Source organism: Lacinutrix neustonica, assembly GCF_026625145.1.
GTDB lineage: Bacteria > Bacteroidota > Bacteroidia > Flavobacteriales > Flavobacteriaceae > Lacinutrix > Lacinutrix neustonica.
Map to the genome: position 1 here is coordinate 3,496,361 of NZ_CP113088.1, position 17,915 is coordinate 3,514,275.

Genomic DNA, 17,915 nt, shown 5'->3' on the forward strand with positions numbered 1-17,915 from the left:
ACCCTAGTTCTAAACCCGGGTTACTTTCTCAATGCCGTTAATTTTCTTGAGGTTATCCATTACTTTTTTAAGTAAGGTTTTGTTTTTAACACTCACATTAATTTTACCTGAGAAAATACCGTCGTCACTTTGAAAGCTAATGCTTGACATGTTGACGTGCATATTTCCTGAAATGACTTTTGTAATATCATTTACCAGGCCTAAATTGTCGATTCCTGAAAGGATAATATTGGCATGGTACTCTTCTTGTGAAGAATCAATCCATTTGGCCTGCATGATTCTATACGCGTAATTAGATTGCAAACTTAGGGCATTAGGGCAATTTTTCTTATGCACTTTAAGACCTTCAGAGACGGTTAAGAAACCAAAAACAGGATCTCCTGGAATGGGATTACAACAGGTGGCTAATTTATAATCCAAATGCTCTTCCTCTTTGCCAAATACCAACATGTCGTATTTGTTGGTGATCTCTTCTTTTTCTATGTCTTCTTTAGAAATGGTGTTTTTCCGGTTAATCTTGCTCTTAAAGAAGGTCATTAAAGCATTGCTACGAGACGCCGCATACTCTTTTAGCATGGGGTTTGTTATAGTGCCAATACCGATGCGATAGAATAAATCGAGACTCGTTTTTAACTTGAAATGACTCACCATTTCATTAACTGATTTCTCGTTGAGCGTGATTTTTAATTGCTTTAATTTTCGACGTAAAATTTCTTTACCATCTTCGGCAATGTCTTTCTTTTCTTCACGAAGCAGCGATTTAATTTTAGCGCGCGCACGCGAGGTGGTCGCGTAGTCTAACCAGTTGGGATTCGGTTTTATGTTTTCAGAGGTTAAAATATCTACCTGATCACCACTTTGCAATTCATGACTTAAAGGCACCAATTTACCATTGACTTTCGCTCCGCGTGTTTTCATACCTACTTCGGTATGGATGTTAAAAGCAAAATCTAGGGGTGTCGCTCCTTTGGGTAGTGATTTTAAATCACCTTTAGGGGTAAATACAAAAATTTCCTTAGAGTATAAATTGAGTTTAAACTGTTCTACAAAATCTACTGCATTCGTTTCAGGATTTTCAAGAGCCTCCTGTAAGCGATTGATCCACATGTCGAGATTGTCTTCTTTAGCCTCTGCATTTTTGTATTTGTAGTGCGCCGCATAGCCTTTTTCGGCAATTTCATTCATTCGTTCACTACGAATTTGTACTTCTACCCAACGGCCTTTAGGACCCATTACAGTAATATGCAGTGCTTCGTATCCCGTTGATTTTGGAGAAGAAATCCAATCGCGCAAGCGAATAGGGTTTGGCCGGAAATGATCGGTAACCACAGAATAAATTTTCCAAGCGATAAACTTTTCATTCTCCGTTTCTGTTTTGTATATAATTCGAACAGCAAACTTATCATAGACTTCATCAAAAGTAACGCCTTGTTTATCCATTTTTCGTTTAATAGAAAAAATAGATTTAGGCCGCCCCTTTATGGTGTAATTTAAACCTTCTCGATCTAAAGCGGTTTTAATAACATCATTAAACTCTTTTATGTAAGCATCTTGTTGTTGCTTACTCTCTTTCATTTTGAATAATATGTCGTTATAAACCTCAGGTTCGGTATATTTTAAACTTAAATCCTCCAGTTCCGTCTTTATATTATATAAGCCAATTCTATGCGCTAAGGGGGCATAAATATAAAGGGTTTCACTCGCTATTTTTACTTGCTTATCTCGGACTCATAGAGTCCATGGTCTGCATGTTGTGAAGCCTATCGGCAATTTTTATGATGATCACACGCACGTCATCGTTGAGCGTGAGTAACATTTTTCTAAAATTTTCGGCTTGCAAAGAAATGTCCATTTCTTTCTCTTTGCTCATGGAGGCAATTTTAGTTAGCCCATCTACAATTCGGCAACTGTTTCACCAAACAGGCGTTCAATATCTTTAATAGAATAATCTTCGTTATCTTCAACGACATCGTGAAGTAGGGCAGCAGCAATAGAAGTGGCGTCCAAACCAATTTCTGAAGCCACAATTCGGGCTACAGCTATGGGATGGAAAATATAAGCTTCTCCGCTTTTTCTACGTTGTTCTTTATGCGCATCAACAGCAACCTCAAAGGCTTTACGAATCAATTTTTTGTCTTCAGTGGTTAGTGTTGTGTAACTAACTTTTAGAAGGTTTTTGTAGGCTTTTGCAATAGCAGCATTTTCATTTTCAATTTCCACTTCTGTCATAGTATTAAAAATAAGATAAAAATATTAATGAGCAAGATGTTTTGTCGTTTTTTAGTTGAAGTATTCAAGGACGCATGCCTACCGGAAATAAAACACAAATAACATTTGAGACCTTTAAAAACGTGATGATTTTTATCCTAAAACATCGAGAGCAATCACCGGTGCTCATAGGTTTTACTTTTAGTTTGTGCCAAGGAAGCGCTTGCCAGGTGTTTTAAGTCTATATTAGACCCGGACGGGCTGTATTTTATATCTTTCTATTCTTTCGTTTTATAGACCTCCATGGTATACCCCAAGCCGTAGTTGTTTAGCCCTGCTTTTAATAAGTTAGAGTTATCAATCGCCTCTTTGTCATAAAGTACCCAGGCGCCATCATTCAAAAACACACGTTTTACAAAGGTTCTTTTTTCTAATATATCTCCTGTAAATGGTAAAAGCGGTCTGAAGGTGGTTGATACTTTTACAAGACCACGCTTTGTTTTTACTTCTTGATATTTTTTATTGGGTAACAATTTCCCGTTGTTATCTGTATAGCCCAACACTTGTAATGAAATAAAGAAGCCTTCTTTAGGTATGATAAGGTTGTGATCTAAAACCTCTAATTCGTAAATAGCCTCATTCGCTTCGGTCGCTATAAAAGTAATTTTGTCATAGGTCAAGACCTCACCAGGATAACCGTTATTATTTTCATAGAAATTCACTTTAAAAAGAGTTGAAAACGGTCGCTTTTCTTTGGTTTTTTGCTTGCGTTTCTCCCAGTTTTTCGCTTCTACTTTTATTGGGATTTCAATGGTTTTTAAACGTTTAATGTGTTCGGATTCATTGGGGAAAAACACGGCGATTTCACTTTCAATGGTTGGTAACCAACATTTAAAATAATCGTCATGTGTGGTGGGCTTTAATGTTTCGATTTTAAATTTGCCTTTTGGGAGGCCTCGAATAATTATTTCCTGAAGCGTGTTGACTTTAGATTCTAAAACAATAGTGCTTGGTAAATTTTCGGTAGAAAGCGATACTTTTTTGTAGCCTAAGGCCGATATGTGTATCGAGTCGATATCACTATAAAGCTTTTTTGTAAAGTAAAATTGACCGGCATCATCTGCAAAAAGACCATTGCCGTTACCAAAAGAGATGGTAGCATAGGAAATAGGGTCTTGGTTTTCAGAGATTAAAGTCGTGTTTTGAGCCGGACTAAAAAGTGAGACTACTAACAGTAGAAGTATGGTGATTTGTTTTTTTAACATAGATTACATTTATAATATGACGTACCACTCATCTATCTCTTCAAAAATTATTCCAAGTCTCTATAATTCGTTTTTAGAGTGGGCAATCCAATACTCAATTTTAGTTTCTAATAATGCTAACGGGACACAGCCGGGTTCTAAAACCTCGTTGTGAAACTGCTTAATGTCAAACGCTGTTCCCATAGCCTTTTCAGCTTTTGCACGTAATTCTCTAATCTTTAATTGCCCTATTTTATAAGACAAGGCTTGTCCCGGATTCGCCATATACCTTTCAATTTCAGAAATGATACTTGCTTCGCTTTCTGCTTCATGTTCTAATGAATAGTTTATGGCTTGTTCTCTTGTCCAGCCTTTCGCGTGTAAACCTGTATCTACAACTAGGCGAATGGCTCTATGCATCTCCATGCCTAACATGCCAAAATACTGGTATGGGTCTGTATATAGCCCTAATTCTTTCCCTAAAGACTCACTGTAAAGTGCCCAACCTTCACCATAAGCACTGTACCATAATGTTTTTCTAAACTTTGGTAAATCGGTATCTTCTTGTTGTAATGAAATTTGGTAATGGTGTCCCGGGATGGCTTCGTGTAAAAATAAGGCTTCATCACTAAAGACATTATATTTTGTAGCGTCTCGGGATGGGTGTGTAAAAAATACCTGGGCGGGTACCATCTAAAGAGCCTGGATTGTACTCTGCGCTGGCAGAGGCTTCACGAAAGGCTTCTGTTCTACGTACTTCGAATCCAGTTTTTGGCTTAACATCAAAAAGTTTTTCAATTTGAGGTTTCATGCGCTCGTGAATGGCATTAAAATGGGCTATAATGGCTTCAGGTGTTTTATAAGGCATCAAATCTTTGTTATTTCTAACATGATCGAAAAATGAAATAATATCACCGGTATAACCCACTTCGGTTTTTACCTTTTCCATTTCAGCAAGAATGCGTTTTACTTCTTTTAAACCAAGATCATGGATATCGTCTGCTGTCATGTTTGTTGTGGTGTATAATTTTATTTGATGCTTATAATAAGCCGCTCCATCTGGTGTGTCATCAATACCACTGGTTGCTCTACCAGCAGCCATATAATCGGTATTCATAAAGTTGTACAGTTTGGCGTAAGCAGGAATGACTTTGTTTTCAACCATCGTTGTATAGGCTTCGGTGATCTGTTCTTTAGCTTCAGCAGAAAAGCTGTCTCGGTAAATTTTTAATTGGCTGGTAGAATAAATGGTCTTCTAATTTCGTTTCTGCAATGGTTTGTAGTTGTGGCAGCACTTTAACAATTAGGCTTTTGGGTAAGACGTGATTTGCGGCCATGCCTGCTTTCATTCTTTCCTCGGCAGAGGCCACCCATTCTAAATAGTGATCCACACGTTGTAACCAGTTATTATAATCTTCAACCGTTTTAAAAGGCTGAGAACCGGCACCACTTGCTAATTGACCAATAGTTAATTGTTTGGTCCACATTTGGTTGATTGGAGTATAATCTTCTCTAAAATTGAAACGCTCTAAATTAACTTCGCAGTCCCAAATAAGAATGTCACGACTGAGTTGCTCACTCTTATTAAGGGCGTCATTAGGATAGCTTTCTGCCTTTGTTTTAAAGTCTTGGTAATAGGCCTTTTCTTTTGTAACATAGGCTTCTGTAAGTGTATTTGGCAAACTATTATTATATCTGTTATCACCAGCAGCTGTGGCATTTAGAGGGTTTAGTTTTAAGCCTTCCTCATAAAAGTTGTCGAGCATATTACTAAACGTCGTGTTTTTTTCTGAGTTTATGTCTTGAGTTTTGGAACTGGTGTGGTCTTTACAAGAAGCGAATAATACGATTGTAGAAAGGAGGATGAGATAATTTTTCATGTTTACGTCATTTTGAAAGACTAAAATACTATTTAAAACTAACATGAAGTCGTGTAACCCCATTTTATCTATTGCGTAAAAAATCCTTTCATTTGTAGTGACCTTTAAAGGGATGGCTAAGGTTAGAGGATGCCCACTATGAAATTAGTGAACTAGGTTTCACGTGTTACCACTTTTAAAATAAAAAAACCGCTTTATTCTAAATAAAGCGGTTGAATTAGGACAAAGCGTATGTGATTATTTGTCTAATTGTTTTGTCATGGTGAAGCCAGCAAATAAGGCGAGTCCGAGACATTAAAAAGATGCAAGCAGGATAAATCGAATCTGCATTTATTGTGGTGTAGGTTTCTAATAGCATGGCGATAAAGATACCTACGCCAATACCCATTAAAAGTAATGCGATATTTAAAATAAGTACTTTCCATATGGGAGCAGTATGCTCTCTGCCTTTTACAAAAATACTGGCGTCTGCACCTTTTTCTATTAATGCTAAGCGTTCTTTATTTCTTGTGGAAAAATACAAATAGAATATTCCAAAAATTGATCCAATGATAATTGGCATAATAATGACTTCTGATCCCATAATGAGTGTTGTTTTTTAATTGATTAATTTAATCTGTTCTTAGCTTAAGACGATAGCTTTTAACTGATGGTTACAACTTTTTCCAAATATTTTTTCTTTTATTCTGTAACCGAAGGGTTCCCTTGGTCGTCCAATGAGCAGATGACCATCAACGACCAACATTATATTACTAAAGTTTTAGAAGGCGACAGCCATGCCTTTGCCGTGCTAGTGGACCGTTATAAAGATTTGGTGTTTACCTTAGCCTTAACCATGACGAAGAATAGGGAAGAAGCTGAAGAAGTCGCGCAAGATGTATTTATAAAAATATACAAGCATTTAGCAACCTTTAAAGGGGATTCTAAATTTTCTACGTGGATTTATAAGGTGACTTATAATACGTGTTTAGATCGCATTAAAAAATTAAAGCGGCTCCAAAATACTATTGCTATAGATGCTTTTACAGAACATGAAATTAAAACCATAGACAATGCATTGTTTGCCATGGAAATTAAAGAACGCAATGACACCATACAAAACTGTTTAAACGCCTTGCCCGCCGAGGATCGTTTTATGCTCACCTGGTTTTATTATGAGGACCAATCTTTAGATGAAATCGCGAAGGTGATGGATATAAAACCTAACCATGTTAAGGTGAAGTTATTTAGAAGTCGGAAAAAATTAGCGACTATATTAAGATCACAATTAGAACCGGAAATACTACAACATTATGAACGATAGTAAACAAAAGCCATTAGATATCTTGTCTAAGAAACTATTTGAAACGCAGCCTTTAGCGTCTCCTTCGGGTGATTTTACTGCAGCGGTAATGAAGGAAGTGGTTAAGCTATCGGCGACTAAAACAATAATAGTAGAGAATACGCCGCTCATTTCTAAAACAGTCTCGGCTTATAATTGGTGCGGCATTCAGTGGGTTGTTAGGGTTTGCCGTATTTGGAGAAGCGTTAAGAACAGACAGTTGGTTTCATACATGGTCTACTATTAAAATGACAGCCTGGGTTCCTAATTTTAGTGTTTCTAAAACCACAGTATACGCTATTGTTTTATTTGGCATCATGTTATTCATACAAGTGCCACTGCTAAAACATTATTTTAATAAGCGCTTAGGCCATTAGTACCAGCGTTTCTTCTTTTTTTCGAACCTTCACTTTTGCGTCCTTTTCGATGCTTACTTCCGCTTTTATTAGAAGTATGAACTTCTTTTTTAGCTTTAGGATCTAAGGGATACGGATGGGTGTCTACGACATCTAACTGAAGGTTAATAAGTTGTTGTATTGCTTTTACATAGTCTTTTTCATCGGCAGAACAAAAAGAATAAGACGCTCCAGTATTGCCAGCACGTGCCGTTCTTCCAATACGGTGCACGTAAGTTTCGGGCACATTTGGCATATCAAAATTAATGACGGCATCTACGTCATCCACATCAATACCCCTTGCGGCAACATCAGTAGCAATTAAGATGTCAACCTTATTTTTCTTAAAATTACTTAAGGCGTCTTGGCGTAGGGTCCGGCTTTTATCTCCATGAATACTATCTACTTTGTAGTTGTTTTTAAGGAGTGTTTGTTCTAATTTATCAACACCATATTTTGTTCTACGAAAAATAATAATACGGCCTTTTATGGTATCGCGAAGTAGATGTAAACACAATTCTATTTTTTGTGGTTTTGGTACGAAATACAGCGCTTGTACAACATTTTTAGAGGTGGAAGAATTTTGAGAGACTTCAACACGTGTTGGTGTTTTTAAAATGCCGTTAGCCAGTTGTTCTACTTTGTAGGGTATGGTGGCAGAAAATAAGAGTGTCTGTTTTTCTTTAGGACAGAGTCTTTCAATTTTTTTAACATCATCAATAAAGCCCATGTCTAACATCAAATCGGCTTCATCTAAAACCAGAATTTCAACATAATCTAAATTGATATGGTCTTGTTTGTGTAAATCCAGCAAACGGCCAGGGGTTGCAATTAAAATATCAACGCCTTTTTTTAAAACCTCTTTTTGAGGATCAATAGCAGTGCCCCCATAAATAACAGCTGAGGTTAAATTGGTATGCGTGGCATAAGCCTGAAAGTTTTCCTGAATTTGAATAGCCAATTCCCGAGTAGGACTCACAACAATGGCGCGTATTTTTTTTCCATTTTTTGGAGCCACTTGCTTATCATACAACAATTGTAAAATAGGCAAGGCAAAGGCAGCCGTTTTACCGGTCCCGGTTTGCGCCGAAGCTATAATGTCTTTTTTAGCCAAAACTAACGGAATGGTGCGCTCTTGAATAAGCGTTGGATGGTCATAGCCTTTTTCGGCAATGGCACGTAATAATGGTCTGTTAAGTTTTAGGTCTTTAAATGACATGTGCAAATTGTTTACTGCAAAGGTAGTTTTTTTGTCACGCTTTTTATTTTATTAAAAAAGTTAAATGCAAAAACGGGTTTTTATTTAACCTTTAGTTACCTCTATGGTATAAGTGGCTACAATATCATCCCCAATTTTTAAGTGTACGTCGTAAAATCCCTTGTGTTTAAAACGGTATTTAAAGGAGATCCATCCGTTTTCATTTTTTAAATCATAAACTTTGAAAGGGATTGCGGATACTCCGTAAAACTGAATCAATGAAATATTACCTTCAGAAACGGCGTTGAGCGCTTTAAAACGAAAGCTAATCTCATCGTCTTTTTTAATGATGGTATTTAATGTCTCAGGATAGATAGGGATTATTTTGTGTTTAAAAGTTTCACCGTAAATGAGTGGTGCTGCAATAAATTCAGACTGAATTAAAGTGTCATTTAGAAACCATTTTTTTTCTAACGGATAGTGATTTCTGCCAAAGAGAAGCGGTTCTGTTAAAAAATAACCATCATTATAATCTCTTACAAAAAAAGCACCGGAGACCATATATCCGCTGGACCACGTGGCATCACAGAGGTACCATTTGTTATTCAGTTTTATAGCGTTCCACGAATGATTAGCTAATTCTAAGGCTTCAATATTGGATGCCACGGTTCTTCCATATCCATTTATTATTTTACATTGTATATGGGCCGTAAAACATAATTCTTTCATTAAGTAGGCATAACCAGTACAGATTGTTTTCTTATGTTTTAGTAATTTTTTGAACGTTATTTTTTTATATTGATTATTCCACTTCATATAACCAATACTATCATTTTGAAGTTTTTTTCGTTTTCTAATCACCTTCTCGTCTTGATTAGAATCGCCTTTTATATTAGTAGACACCCAGGTATAAATAGCTCTTAACTTTTCGACGTCTGTTGTAAGATTGTGCGTTAGCTTGTATGCCAGCAGCGGTAGGTTTTCTAAACTATGACCTTGATTTATTTTAGCAGTATTATCGGCTTTAGTAAAATCTATAGTTTTAAAATCTGATACTTGTGCATTAGAAATATTAAAGGCGACTATTATAGCGAGTAGGAGTATATTATGCATAGATTTATTAATCTCTTTTCGATTTGTAAACAGATTTAACAGCAACTTTACCCATAAGAATACAGGAATCCATGTTCATATCTACTTTTAATTCTACGGTCGAAGCAGAATTTTCATTATTAATAATCACTTTCTGTGATTGCATACCTATTGTACTAAAAACCAATACATCTCCCTTTTTTACTTTTTCCGAAACTCAAAATAGCCATCAAAATCTGTTTGTACTCCTATGGCTGTACCTTCTAAGACTACATTTACACTGGGTAGGGCAAGAGATTGTTCCGTTACATAGCCTTTGACAATAATATTTTTTTCGGCTTTTGAGGCTTCAACTTCTGAAGTATTGTTATTAGCGTCTACTTTTTTTGTTGTGTTTTGTGCCTGTGTCGCTGTTATTGAGAAAAACGATAAAATGGCTAAGCTGATGCCACTTAATAGACTTATTCTTGTTTTTACTATCGGTTTGCGATACCTGGTCTCTAATTGCTGACTTTTAAACCTGCCACAAGTATTTTTGTTATGGTGCGTTTCAAAATAATTAATGATCTCCTGTGTGGTCATTTTTGTAAAGTCTATCACTTCTTTTTCACAAGACCCACAAAAGCCACCAGTTGAAGTTGGAGTAAATTGATTAAAATGTTCTGAACACGGTGTCTTGATGTTTAAGTTAAATTGATTTTTCATGGTGTACGTTTTAAATGTTATGATACTCCAAACCTATACATCAATAAGGGACTACAAAACAGGAAATTAGTAAACGGTGCTTTTCAATGAGTGAAACAGTACTTTTAATGAGTTTGGTGATAAATAATAATTAGGGTATTCTTAATAAGGCATCAGGTTTAATGGCCATTGCATTCATTTACTTCATATATAATCATTGAGTTTAGAATAGTAATTCATGGTTTTTGAATGTTTATCAGACTTAATTCTGAAGAAATGCTTGGTATTAACGGGATGCTGGATCGCTAATTATAGACGTTTTTTTGAGCGAGTGTTTTTCCAAAGGAAAATCCAGCAAAAACGGCAACCCCTTCTGCAAGGATAAACCATAGGCCTTTAGGTAAAGTGAAGGTAACAAAAGCAGTAGCCAAAATTAGGATACTTGCCACAATATAAGCTGGAAGCATACTGGTTTTAGAGATAAGTCCCGCGATAAACATACCAACAATAATACCCATAAAATGTCCAATAACCACAAAGGCTTTAGCACCTAAAGGAATTTTATTCATATTGCTTTTTATCCAATCCATATCTGTAGGACTGGCATCTGAAGGTAATGGAAAAAGGTTGTGACCAATCAGGGTTTCAAATACATAAACAATTATGGATGCAGCTATGAAACCTAAAAATGTAGCTAATATATTCCTAATCAAATCCGTCTCGGTTTAAAACTTAATACTGCATTTTGTAGGGCTATTTAAAGGTACGCTTTTTTTTGTAATTTTTAAATTACTAATACCATGGGGTGGTGGGAAATTGAATATTTAAGAAATTCAATGCCGCAAAACGGGTAACAGGCATTGGTTTTGTCTTGATATCCTGTGACCTGTATTCAAACGATGACTCTCATAATGATGCAATCTCAAGTTTAGAAATAAATAATTTCCTTATTAAAAAAATGAGTAGATTTACACGCGTGAGTTCCAATTAAAACTTGTAATTCACATAACGTTATTTAGTTATAATCTATAAACCAAACCTATTATGAAGATTAATTACCTACTACCATTAACATTTATTATTTTTTTTAGCAGTTGTAATTCCACTGAAAAATTGGAAGAAAAATTAGTGGATGATGAAATCATTGGATCCTGGACCTTAACAGAAGTCATAACTTTTGATAAAGAAAATGCAGACATTAACGACGCGGAAAGGACAGCATTAGCCAATGAGAAACTAACGAAAGGATTGACACTACAATTTTTTCCTGATTCCTCTTATACTATGTTCGAGGGCGGTAATATTAAACATGGAAACTGGACTTATGTTAATGATAAAGCCCTTAGCTATGGACAAAATATACTTAAAATTGATCGGTTTGATGAAGTGGGACAGATGACAGGCTTATTGGCAAGTATTCGAAATAACGACAAAGGTGTGGAATCAGCAGTTAAATTTGTTGAAGAAATAAAAAAGTTAAAGAATTATAAGGAAGATCCCTTTTATCCTGGCAATAATAAATGGAGAGAACGACCGCTTAAAAAAGAGACCAATGAGGAAATTGTGGCCCGCTTATCAAATTATATTTTACACAATGCATATCTTTTAAAAGCGGCCTATGAGAGAAATGATGTTACCGTTTCTTTTGAGTACTCGAGAGGCGTTATTAAAGTTTTTAAGGGAGGCATAGGAGTCGTTAAGAAAAACAAAATTAACCAAACTTGGAAAAATTATTTTTATAATGACGCAGATGCTATGAAAGCCTTTAATTTGTACAGTAGCTACCTGGATAAACAAGGCGTGTTAAGAGCTGTGTCTACTGGAGATTGGGTGAAGGATGATTATGAAATATTAATGAAACTGTATTCTCAAATTCAAAAAACAAAGGTAGCCGCCGTCGAACGATTAGAGCAACAAAACAGTTAGGTGCTAAGATTTATATTTCAATACCATTGTAGTCTATAGTTTAGAATTACATAATAATAAAAAACCTGAAGCACAGCTTCAGGTTTTTTATTTAATAGTCTTTTGAGGGGTGTTTTATTCTTCTACTAACACCCATTCACCTTTGGCAATTAAAGGTTCAGCTTGTTTATATTTCATGGTTTTATTTTCACCACTCATAACATGTTTAATAGTGACACGATCGTTACGACCAATTTTTGGTTGATCACGTACAATAGTTTCGGTCACTTGTTGCTGTTGTTGTGTATTCCCTGCCGCTCTGTTTTGCGCAGAACGCTCATCTAAATTAGGGATTTCGTCTTTTTGTGTTTTTAGATTTTCCTTTTTACGGGTTTGTTTTGCTTCACTTATTTGAGTGCCTTGATTGGCTTGTAATTCTCCTTTAAATAAAAACGAAATCACTTCTTTATTCACTTGATCGATCATGCCTTTAAATAATTCAAAAGCTTCAAATTTATAAATTAATAGTGGATCTTTTTGTTCATGAACCGCGAGTTGAACAGACTGTTTTAATTCGTCCATTTTACGTAAATGCGTTTTCCAGGCGTCGTCAATAATGGCTAACGTGATGTTCTTTTCAAAATCGGTAACCAATTGCTTTCCTTCTGAGTGGTAAGCCGATTCTAAATCGGTGACCACCTGTAATGTTTTCTTACCATCTGTAAAGGGCACCACAATACGTTTGTACTTATCGCCTTGATTTTCAAACACATCTTTAATTACAGGATAAGCTACTTCAGCATTACGAGCCATTTTTGCTTTGTAGTGATCAAAAGCAGCATGGTAAATGCGTTTTGCTAATTCTGTAGCAGAGAGTTTATTGAATTCTGCCTCTGTTACTGGTGACGGCATCGAGAAGTAACGAATCAATTCAAATTCGAAATTCTTAAAATCACTGGCATCTTTATTGGTTTCAGCAATACCTTCCGAGGTGTCGTAAATCATATTGGCTAAATCCACGCGTAAACGTTCTCCAAATAAAGCATGGTGACGGCGTTTGTAAACCACTTCACGTTGCGAATTCATGACATCATCATATTCTAATAAACGCTTACGCACCCCAAAGTTATTTTCTTCAACCTTTTTCTGCGCACGTTCAATAGATTTAGAAATCATAGAATGCTGAATCACTTCACCTTCTTGAAGTCCCATGCGGTCCATCATTTTGGCAATACGTTCACTACCAAACAATCGCATTAAATTATCTTCTAATGAAACATAGAATTGTGAACTTCCCGGATCTCCTTGACGACCAGCACGACCACGTAATTGTCTGTCTACACGACGCGAATCGTGACGTTCTGTACCAACAATCGCTAAACCGCCAGCTTTTTTAACGGCGTCACTTAACTTAATATCTGTACCACGACCCGCCATGTTAGTGGCAATGGTAACTTGACCAGGCTGTCCCGCTTGTTCTACAATATCGGCTTCTTTTTTATGAAGTTTTGCGTTTAACACGTTGTGGGGTACTTTTCTAATGCTAAGCATTTTTCCAAGTAACTCAGAGATTTCAACGTTAGTAGTACCAATTAAAACGGGACGCCCTTGTTGCGATAAGTTCGTGACTTCATCAATAACGGCGTTATATTTTTCACGCTTCGTTTTGTAAACTAAATCTTCTCTATCATGACGTGCAATAGGTCTGTTGGTTGGAATTTCAACCACATCCAATTTATAGATCTCCCACAATTCACCAGCTTCTGTAACGGCAGTACCTGTCATACCGGACAGTTTGCGATACATTCTAAAGTAATTTTGAAGGGTTACAGTAGCAAAGGTTTGCGTGGCATCTTCAATTTTTACATTTTCTTTGGCTTCTATGGCTTGGTGTAAACCATCGCTGTAACGTCGCCCATCCATAATACGTCCTGTTTGCTCATCGACGATCATAACTTTATTATCCATAACAACATATTGGTTGTCTTTTTCAAATAAAGCATAGGCTTTTAATAATTGATTTAGCGTATGAATGCGTTCAGATTTCACACCAAACTCTCTAAATAAATCTTCTTTTAAGTTGGCTTCTTCTTCCGAGGATAGCCCTTGCGATTCAATTTTGGCAATTTCAATACCAATTTCCGGCATGACAAAAAAGTCAGGATTGTCTTTTCCTGAAATGTACTCCACCCCTTTATCGGTTAATTCAATTTGATTGTTCTTTTCTTCAATAACATAATACAATTCCGCGTCAACCTTTGGCATCTCCCGGTTGTTATCGGCCATATAAGTGTTTTCTGTTTTTTGAAGTAATTGTTTAATGCCTTCTTCACTTAAGAATTTAATTAAAGCTTTATTCTTTGGAATTCCTCTATACACTCTTAAGAGTTGAAAACCACCTTCTTTAGTATCCCCTTCTGCAATTAACTTTTTGGCCTCAACCAAAACCTGGGTTAAATATTTGCGTTGTACGGCAACAATATCGTCTACTTTTGGTTTTAACTCTGTAAATTCGTGGCGGTCCCCTTGAGGAATAGGCCCCGATATAATTAATGGTGTTCTCGGCATCATCGACTAATACAGAATCGACCTCATCTACAATGGCATAATGGTGTGGGCGTTGTACTAAATCGTCTCGGCGAATTGGCCATGTTATCACGTAAATAGTCAAAACCAAATTCGTTGTTTGTACCATAGGTGATGTCTGAGTTATAGGCTTTACGACGGCCTTCAGAGTTTGGTCTGTGGTTATCAATACAATCGATACTCATGCCGTGGAATTGAAAAATAGGCGCCATCCACGCCATATCACGTTTTGCTAAGTAGTCGTTAACGGTCACTAAATGCACGCCTTTTTCGGCTAGGGCATTTAAGTAAACGGGTAGGGTTGCCACTAAGGTTTTACCTTCACCCGTTTGCATTTCGGCAATTTTACCTTCGTGTAACGCGACACCACCAATAAGCTGTACATCATAATGAATCATGTCCCAAGTAATGGCTTTTCCAACAGCATCCCATGAGTTCGACCAGGTCGCTTGCTCACCATCAAGGGTCACATAATCGCCCATACCGTAAACCTCCCTATCAAATGGCGTTGCGGTTACTGTAATTTCGGTGTTATGTGTAAAGCGCTTCGCTGTTTCTTTTACAACTGCGAACGCTTCGGTAAAATGGTATTTAAAGTATCTTCTACAGCGGCATAAGACTCATCTTCAATTTTATCAATCTCTTGATAAATGTCTTCACGTCTGTCAATATCATCAATCGCTTCGGCTTCAATGCGTAGCTTGTCTTTACGTTCGTTAAACGGTTTTCGCGTCTCAGCAATAATGGCTTTAAACTCAGCCGTTTTAGCTCTTAACTCATCATGAGACAAGGCTTCTAAAGCGGCTTCAAAGGTTTTGATTTTATCTACTAAAGGCGAGATGGCTTTGACATCTTGTTTCGATTTGTCGCCAACAAAGACTTTTAGTACGGAATTTATAAAATTCATAGTGTTATTATATTTTTATGTCTGCGAGCCCTTCGACTGTGCTCAAGGTGACATTATTTTTAATTTGGTTTCTTAGCTCTATCATTTTGAGGATGACAATGCCAACGTAAACAGATTAAATGCTCTCCGGATGTTGAGATCCTTTCGTGCATTGTTTTTATTTATTTTGCATTGTCCCACAGAGCGCAGTCGAAGTGTGCTTTGTGTTTTATTACACTTTTAAATAGGGCTTAAAGATACGTTTTGTGTGCTTCATTTCTAAAAATTAAAGCACAAAAAAAGCCTCGAATAGAGACTTTTTCTTTGTTTTTTATCGAAAGGTTGCTACAACCTTTATATTAATATTCGTCCTCGTTCCGGAGGTAATCTTCATCTGTTGGGTAATCAGGCCGGATTTCTTCGATAGAATCGTAGGAATCTCCCTCATCTTCAATGGCTTGTAAATTTTCAACAACTTCTAAAGGTGCGCCAGTTCTAATAGCGTAATCTATAAGCTCATCTTTAGTTGCTGGCCAAGGGGCATCACTTAAATAAGATGCTAATTCTAATGTCCAATACATTTCTTTATGGGTTTATTTTTTTGCAAAAATAATTTTTTAGTTTTAATAGTCAAGAAAAAAGTGAATTATTTTCAATAATAAAAAAGAACGTCATTTTTCACTGAAACTATCTAACAGTAAATTATTTGCAGTGTTATTTAATCACAGCGTGTCTTAAGCCGTTTTTCTGTTGGGCATTAATGCTTTTCAGGAATCCATTTTACTTCATCTGCGTCCAAGTCAAATGACAACTTTCGTGCCAACACAAAAAGATAGTCAGAAAGACGGTTCAAATACATGAGTGCTTCGGTAAAAAGGGTTCTAAATCATTAAGTTGGGAGGCTAAACGTTCGGCTCGGCGACACACGCAGCGGGCAATATGACAGAATGACACGGTTTGATGTCCGCCAGGGAGTACAAAGTGTGTCATTGGGGGTAAGGCTTCATTCATGACATCCATTTCCTGTTCTAGTAAAGTGATGTCTTGTTCTGAAATTTTATTAATGTTAAGCCTTTCTTTGCCGTTTTTAAGTATCATTTTCTCAGGGTCGGTCGCGAGAATGGCGCCAACGGTAAAGAGTTTGTTTTGGATGCTTATTAAAACAGCTTGGTATGCGGGGTTGATGTCCTGATCTCGAATGAGTCCTATATGAGAATTTAATTCATCGACAGTGCCATAACTATCAATGCGAATGTGGTGTTTAGGGACACGCGTCCCGCCAAATAATGCGGTCGTGCCTTTATCTCCGGTTTTTGTATATACTTTCATTTTTCTAGAGTTATAAGTCGCAATTTATAAGTTTCAATTCTATTTATTAAAATAAAATACATTTTTAACGCCTTCCTTCAGCTGTAGGAAGGTGGATTCTGCTTATTTAGAATCGGGAAGGTTTGACGAAAAAGAGCTTTAGCGATTTTTTGTTACTATAAAAACCTACTTGAATTTTCTACTCGTTTTCTTTGTGTCATAGCGCTCTTTATAAGAAGTATTTCTCTTTCTAGGAATACCAACAAAAAGACCAATAAGGACTATTGAAATTATAAATATTAAGATCATTTTTTTTAAATTTTATAAACTAAGCGATTAAACGCGTATTGTAAAATGTTCTTTGGCTTGTTCTTTTCTAAAAAAAACAATCCCCCAAAAAAACGTATCAATGGTCACGGTGACTTTAGGGTGTTGTTTTATAAGCTGCCAAGCTTCGGTCATGCCTTTGCTCCAGTAGATGTCATCAAAAATAAAAACAGACGTATTGGTCGTTGTAGGGAGCAAGGTTTCAAAATAATTTAAAGTGGCTTCTTTTTGATGATTCCCATCAAAGTATATTAAATCGTAAGTATTCGTCGTGAGTGTTTTTGTAAGGTCATCGAAGTTGCCATTTATAAGTTGACTGTTTGTTATGTTAAAAGCGCGCCAGGTGTTTAGAGTAAATTCAGAAATATTAGGGCAGCCTTCAATGCTGGTGATGTTGCCTTTAGGATTGCCTAAATGGATCGCCTGGGTAGCAATGCCTAGTGAGGTTCCTAATTCTAAACTGTTTTTAAACTGAAAATAGTGTACTAAACGGTACAGTAATTTTGCACGATGTTTTGTTGTTCCTGCATTTTTAGCGAGTTCTGAAACCCTGCGGGACGTTCCGTTTTTTACTCGAGACCCAACACCTAAATCGGTGACGGTAAGCGTCGTAGTGTTAGAGCGCAAATACGTTCTATACGCTTTTAATTGGGCGTAAGCAGGGTGCTTTTTTCGGTCGTAAAAACATTGGGTTACCAGATCATAAACAAAAGGGGATTGCACACCATGTTGGTTTTTGGAACGTAACCGTGAATTTGAAGTAGGCAATAATGAGTTTTCGCATCGTTCTTTTCCGCGAAAGCGGTACACTTTTATTTGTTTTAAATTTAACAATCCCAACAGTGCTCTTTTGGAGATCACTATTCATGACACATAGAGTA

At 36.5% G+C, this 17,915-nt stretch carries 12 protein-coding genes and 5 pseudogenes; 3 read left to right on the forward strand and 14 right to left on the reverse strand.

Going from position 1 to position 17,915, the window contains the following annotated elements:
- Nucleotides 1-9: 9 nt before the first annotated feature.
- From N7U66_RS18945 to N7U66_RS18960, 4 genes and pseudogenes are all read right to left on the reverse strand, one after another.
- Nucleotides 10-2,229 (reverse strand): annotated as a pseudogene (locus N7U66_RS18945) (RelA/SpoT family protein).
- 257 nt (nt 2,230-2,486) lie between these two features.
- Entirely contained in the window at nt 2,487-3,473 is a 987-nt protein-coding gene (locus tag N7U66_RS18950) for a hypothetical protein (RefSeq protein ID WP_267676504.1), read from the reverse strand.
- Nucleotides 3,474-3,533: 60 nt separating this feature from the next.
- Nucleotides 3,534-5,332, reverse strand: a pseudogene (locus tag N7U66_RS22900) (DUF885 domain-containing protein).
- Nucleotides 5,333-5,549: 217 nt separating this feature from the next.
- On the reverse strand, nt 5,550-5,915 hold the full coding sequence (locus tag N7U66_RS18960) for a DUF6249 domain-containing protein (protein ID WP_313791313.1): 366 nt from the start codon (nt 5,913-5,915) through the stop codon (nt 5,550-5,552).
- Between the two features lie 141 nt (nt 5,916-6,056).
- Here N7U66_RS18960 and N7U66_RS18965 point away from each other — a divergent pair, with 141 nt between their 5' ends.
- Both N7U66_RS18965 and N7U66_RS18970 read left to right on the forward strand, forming a co-directional pair.
- On the forward strand, nt 6,057-6,635 hold the full coding sequence (locus N7U66_RS18965; protein WP_267678561.1) for an RNA polymerase sigma factor: 579 nt from the start codon (nt 6,057-6,059) through the stop codon (nt 6,633-6,635).
- Entirely contained in the window at nt 6,625-6,900 is a 276-nt protein-coding gene (locus N7U66_RS18970) for a hypothetical protein (protein ID WP_267676505.1), read from the forward strand. Before N7U66_RS18965 ends, N7U66_RS18970 begins: the two co-directional genes overlap by 11 nt.
- A gap of 126 nt (nt 6,901-7,026) precedes the next feature.
- On the opposite strand, the pseudogene N7U66_RS18975 reads toward N7U66_RS18970, so the two are convergent.
- The 5 genes and pseudogenes from N7U66_RS18975 to N7U66_RS18995 all read right to left on the reverse strand — a co-directional run bounded on the left by N7U66_RS18975 (nt 7,027) and on the right by N7U66_RS18995 (nt 10,735).
- Nucleotides 7,027-8,267 (reverse strand): annotated as a pseudogene (locus N7U66_RS18975) (DEAD/DEAH box helicase).
- An 84-nt stretch (nt 8,268-8,351) separates the two neighbouring features.
- Entirely contained in the window at nt 8,352-9,359 is a 1,008-nt protein-coding gene (locus N7U66_RS18980) for a transglutaminase domain-containing protein (protein WP_267676506.1), read from the reverse strand.
- 7 nt (nt 9,360-9,366) lie between these two features.
- The gene (locus N7U66_RS18985) at nt 9,367-9,504 is read right to left on the reverse strand and encodes a hypothetical protein (RefSeq protein ID WP_267676507.1); all 138 of its coding nucleotides are present in this window, start codon (nt 9,502-9,504) and stop codon (nt 9,367-9,369) included.
- A 35-nt stretch (nt 9,505-9,539) separates the two neighbouring features.
- Nucleotides 9,540-10,043 carry a peptidase associated/transthyretin-like domain-containing protein gene (locus N7U66_RS18990; protein WP_267676508.1) on the reverse strand — a complete coding sequence of 168 codons (504 nt, stop codon included), beginning with the start codon at nt 10,041-10,043 and terminating at the stop codon, nt 9,540-9,542.
- Between the two features lie 284 nt (nt 10,044-10,327).
- Nucleotides 10,328-10,735 (reverse strand): hypothetical protein, encoded by a 408-nt coding sequence (locus tag N7U66_RS18995; RefSeq protein WP_267676509.1) that lies wholly within the window; start codon nt 10,733-10,735, stop codon nt 10,328-10,330.
- A 331-nt stretch (nt 10,736-11,066) separates the two neighbouring features.
- On the opposite strand from N7U66_RS18995, the gene N7U66_RS19000 reads away from it, so the two are divergent.
- Nucleotides 11,067-11,948, forward strand: coding sequence for a hypothetical protein (locus N7U66_RS19000; RefSeq protein WP_267676510.1), 882 nt, complete (start codon nt 11,067-11,069; stop codon nt 11,946-11,948).
- 114 nt (nt 11,949-12,062) lie between these two features.
- On the opposite strand, the pseudogene secA reads toward N7U66_RS19000, so the two are convergent.
- From secA to N7U66_RS19025, 5 genes and pseudogenes are all read right to left on the reverse strand, one after another.
- A pseudogene (gene secA, locus N7U66_RS19005) lies at nt 12,063-15,420 on the reverse strand (preprotein translocase subunit SecA).
- A gap of 338 nt (nt 15,421-15,758) precedes the next feature.
- Entirely contained in the window at nt 15,759-15,980 is a 222-nt protein-coding gene (locus N7U66_RS19010; RefSeq protein ID WP_267676511.1) for a DUF2795 domain-containing protein, read from the reverse strand.
- A 176-nt stretch (nt 15,981-16,156) separates the two neighbouring features.
- A pseudogene (locus N7U66_RS19015) lies at nt 16,157-16,728 on the reverse strand (cob(I)yrinic acid a,c-diamide adenosyltransferase).
- 165 nt (nt 16,729-16,893) lie between these two features.
- Nucleotides 16,894-17,016 carry a hypothetical protein gene (locus N7U66_RS19020; RefSeq protein WP_267676512.1) on the reverse strand — a complete coding sequence of 41 codons (123 nt, stop codon included), beginning with the start codon at nt 17,014-17,016 and terminating at the stop codon, nt 16,894-16,896.
- A 27-nt stretch (nt 17,017-17,043) separates the two neighbouring features.
- A complete protein-coding gene (locus N7U66_RS19025; protein ID WP_267676513.1) occupies nt 17,044-17,868 on the reverse strand; it encodes an O-methyltransferase in 825 nt (274 codons plus the stop codon).
- Nucleotides 17,869-17,915 lie beyond the last annotated feature (47 nt).

Bases quoted from the DNA above. Each gene is read 5' to 3' on its own strand.
- N7U66_RS18950 (WP_267676504.1), bottom strand. From the start codon at position 3,473: ATGTTAAAAAAACAAATCACCATACTTCTACTGTTAGTAGTCTCACTT.
- N7U66_RS18960 (WP_313791313.1), bottom strand. From the start codon at position 5,915: ATGGGATCAGAAGTCATTATTATGCCAATTATCATTGGATCAATTTTT.
- N7U66_RS18965 (WP_267678561.1), top strand. From the start codon at position 6,057: ATGACCATCAACGACCAACATTATATTACTAAAGTTTTAGAAGGCGAC.
- N7U66_RS18970 (WP_267676505.1), top strand. From the start codon at position 6,625: ATGAACGATAGTAAACAAAAGCCATTAGATATCTTGTCTAAGAAACTA.
- N7U66_RS18980 (WP_267676506.1), bottom strand. From the start codon at position 9,359: ATGCATAATATACTCCTACTCGCTATAATAGTCGCCTTTAATATTTCT.
- N7U66_RS18985 (WP_267676507.1), bottom strand. From the start codon at position 9,504: ATGCAATCACAGAAAGTGATTATTAATAATGAAAATTCTGCTTCGACC.
- N7U66_RS18990 (WP_267676508.1), bottom strand. From the start codon at position 10,043: ATGAAAAATCAATTTAACTTAAACATCAAGACACCGTGTTCAGAACAT.
- N7U66_RS19000 (WP_267676510.1), top strand. From the start codon at position 11,067: ATGAAGATTAATTACCTACTACCATTAACATTTATTATTTTTTTTAGC.
- N7U66_RS19010 (WP_267676511.1), bottom strand. From the start codon at position 15,980: ATGTATTGGACATTAGAATTAGCATCTTATTTAAGTGATGCCCCTTGG.
- N7U66_RS19020 (WP_267676512.1), bottom strand. From the start codon at position 17,016: ATGATCTTAATATTTATAATTTCAATAGTCCTTATTGGTCTTTTTGTT.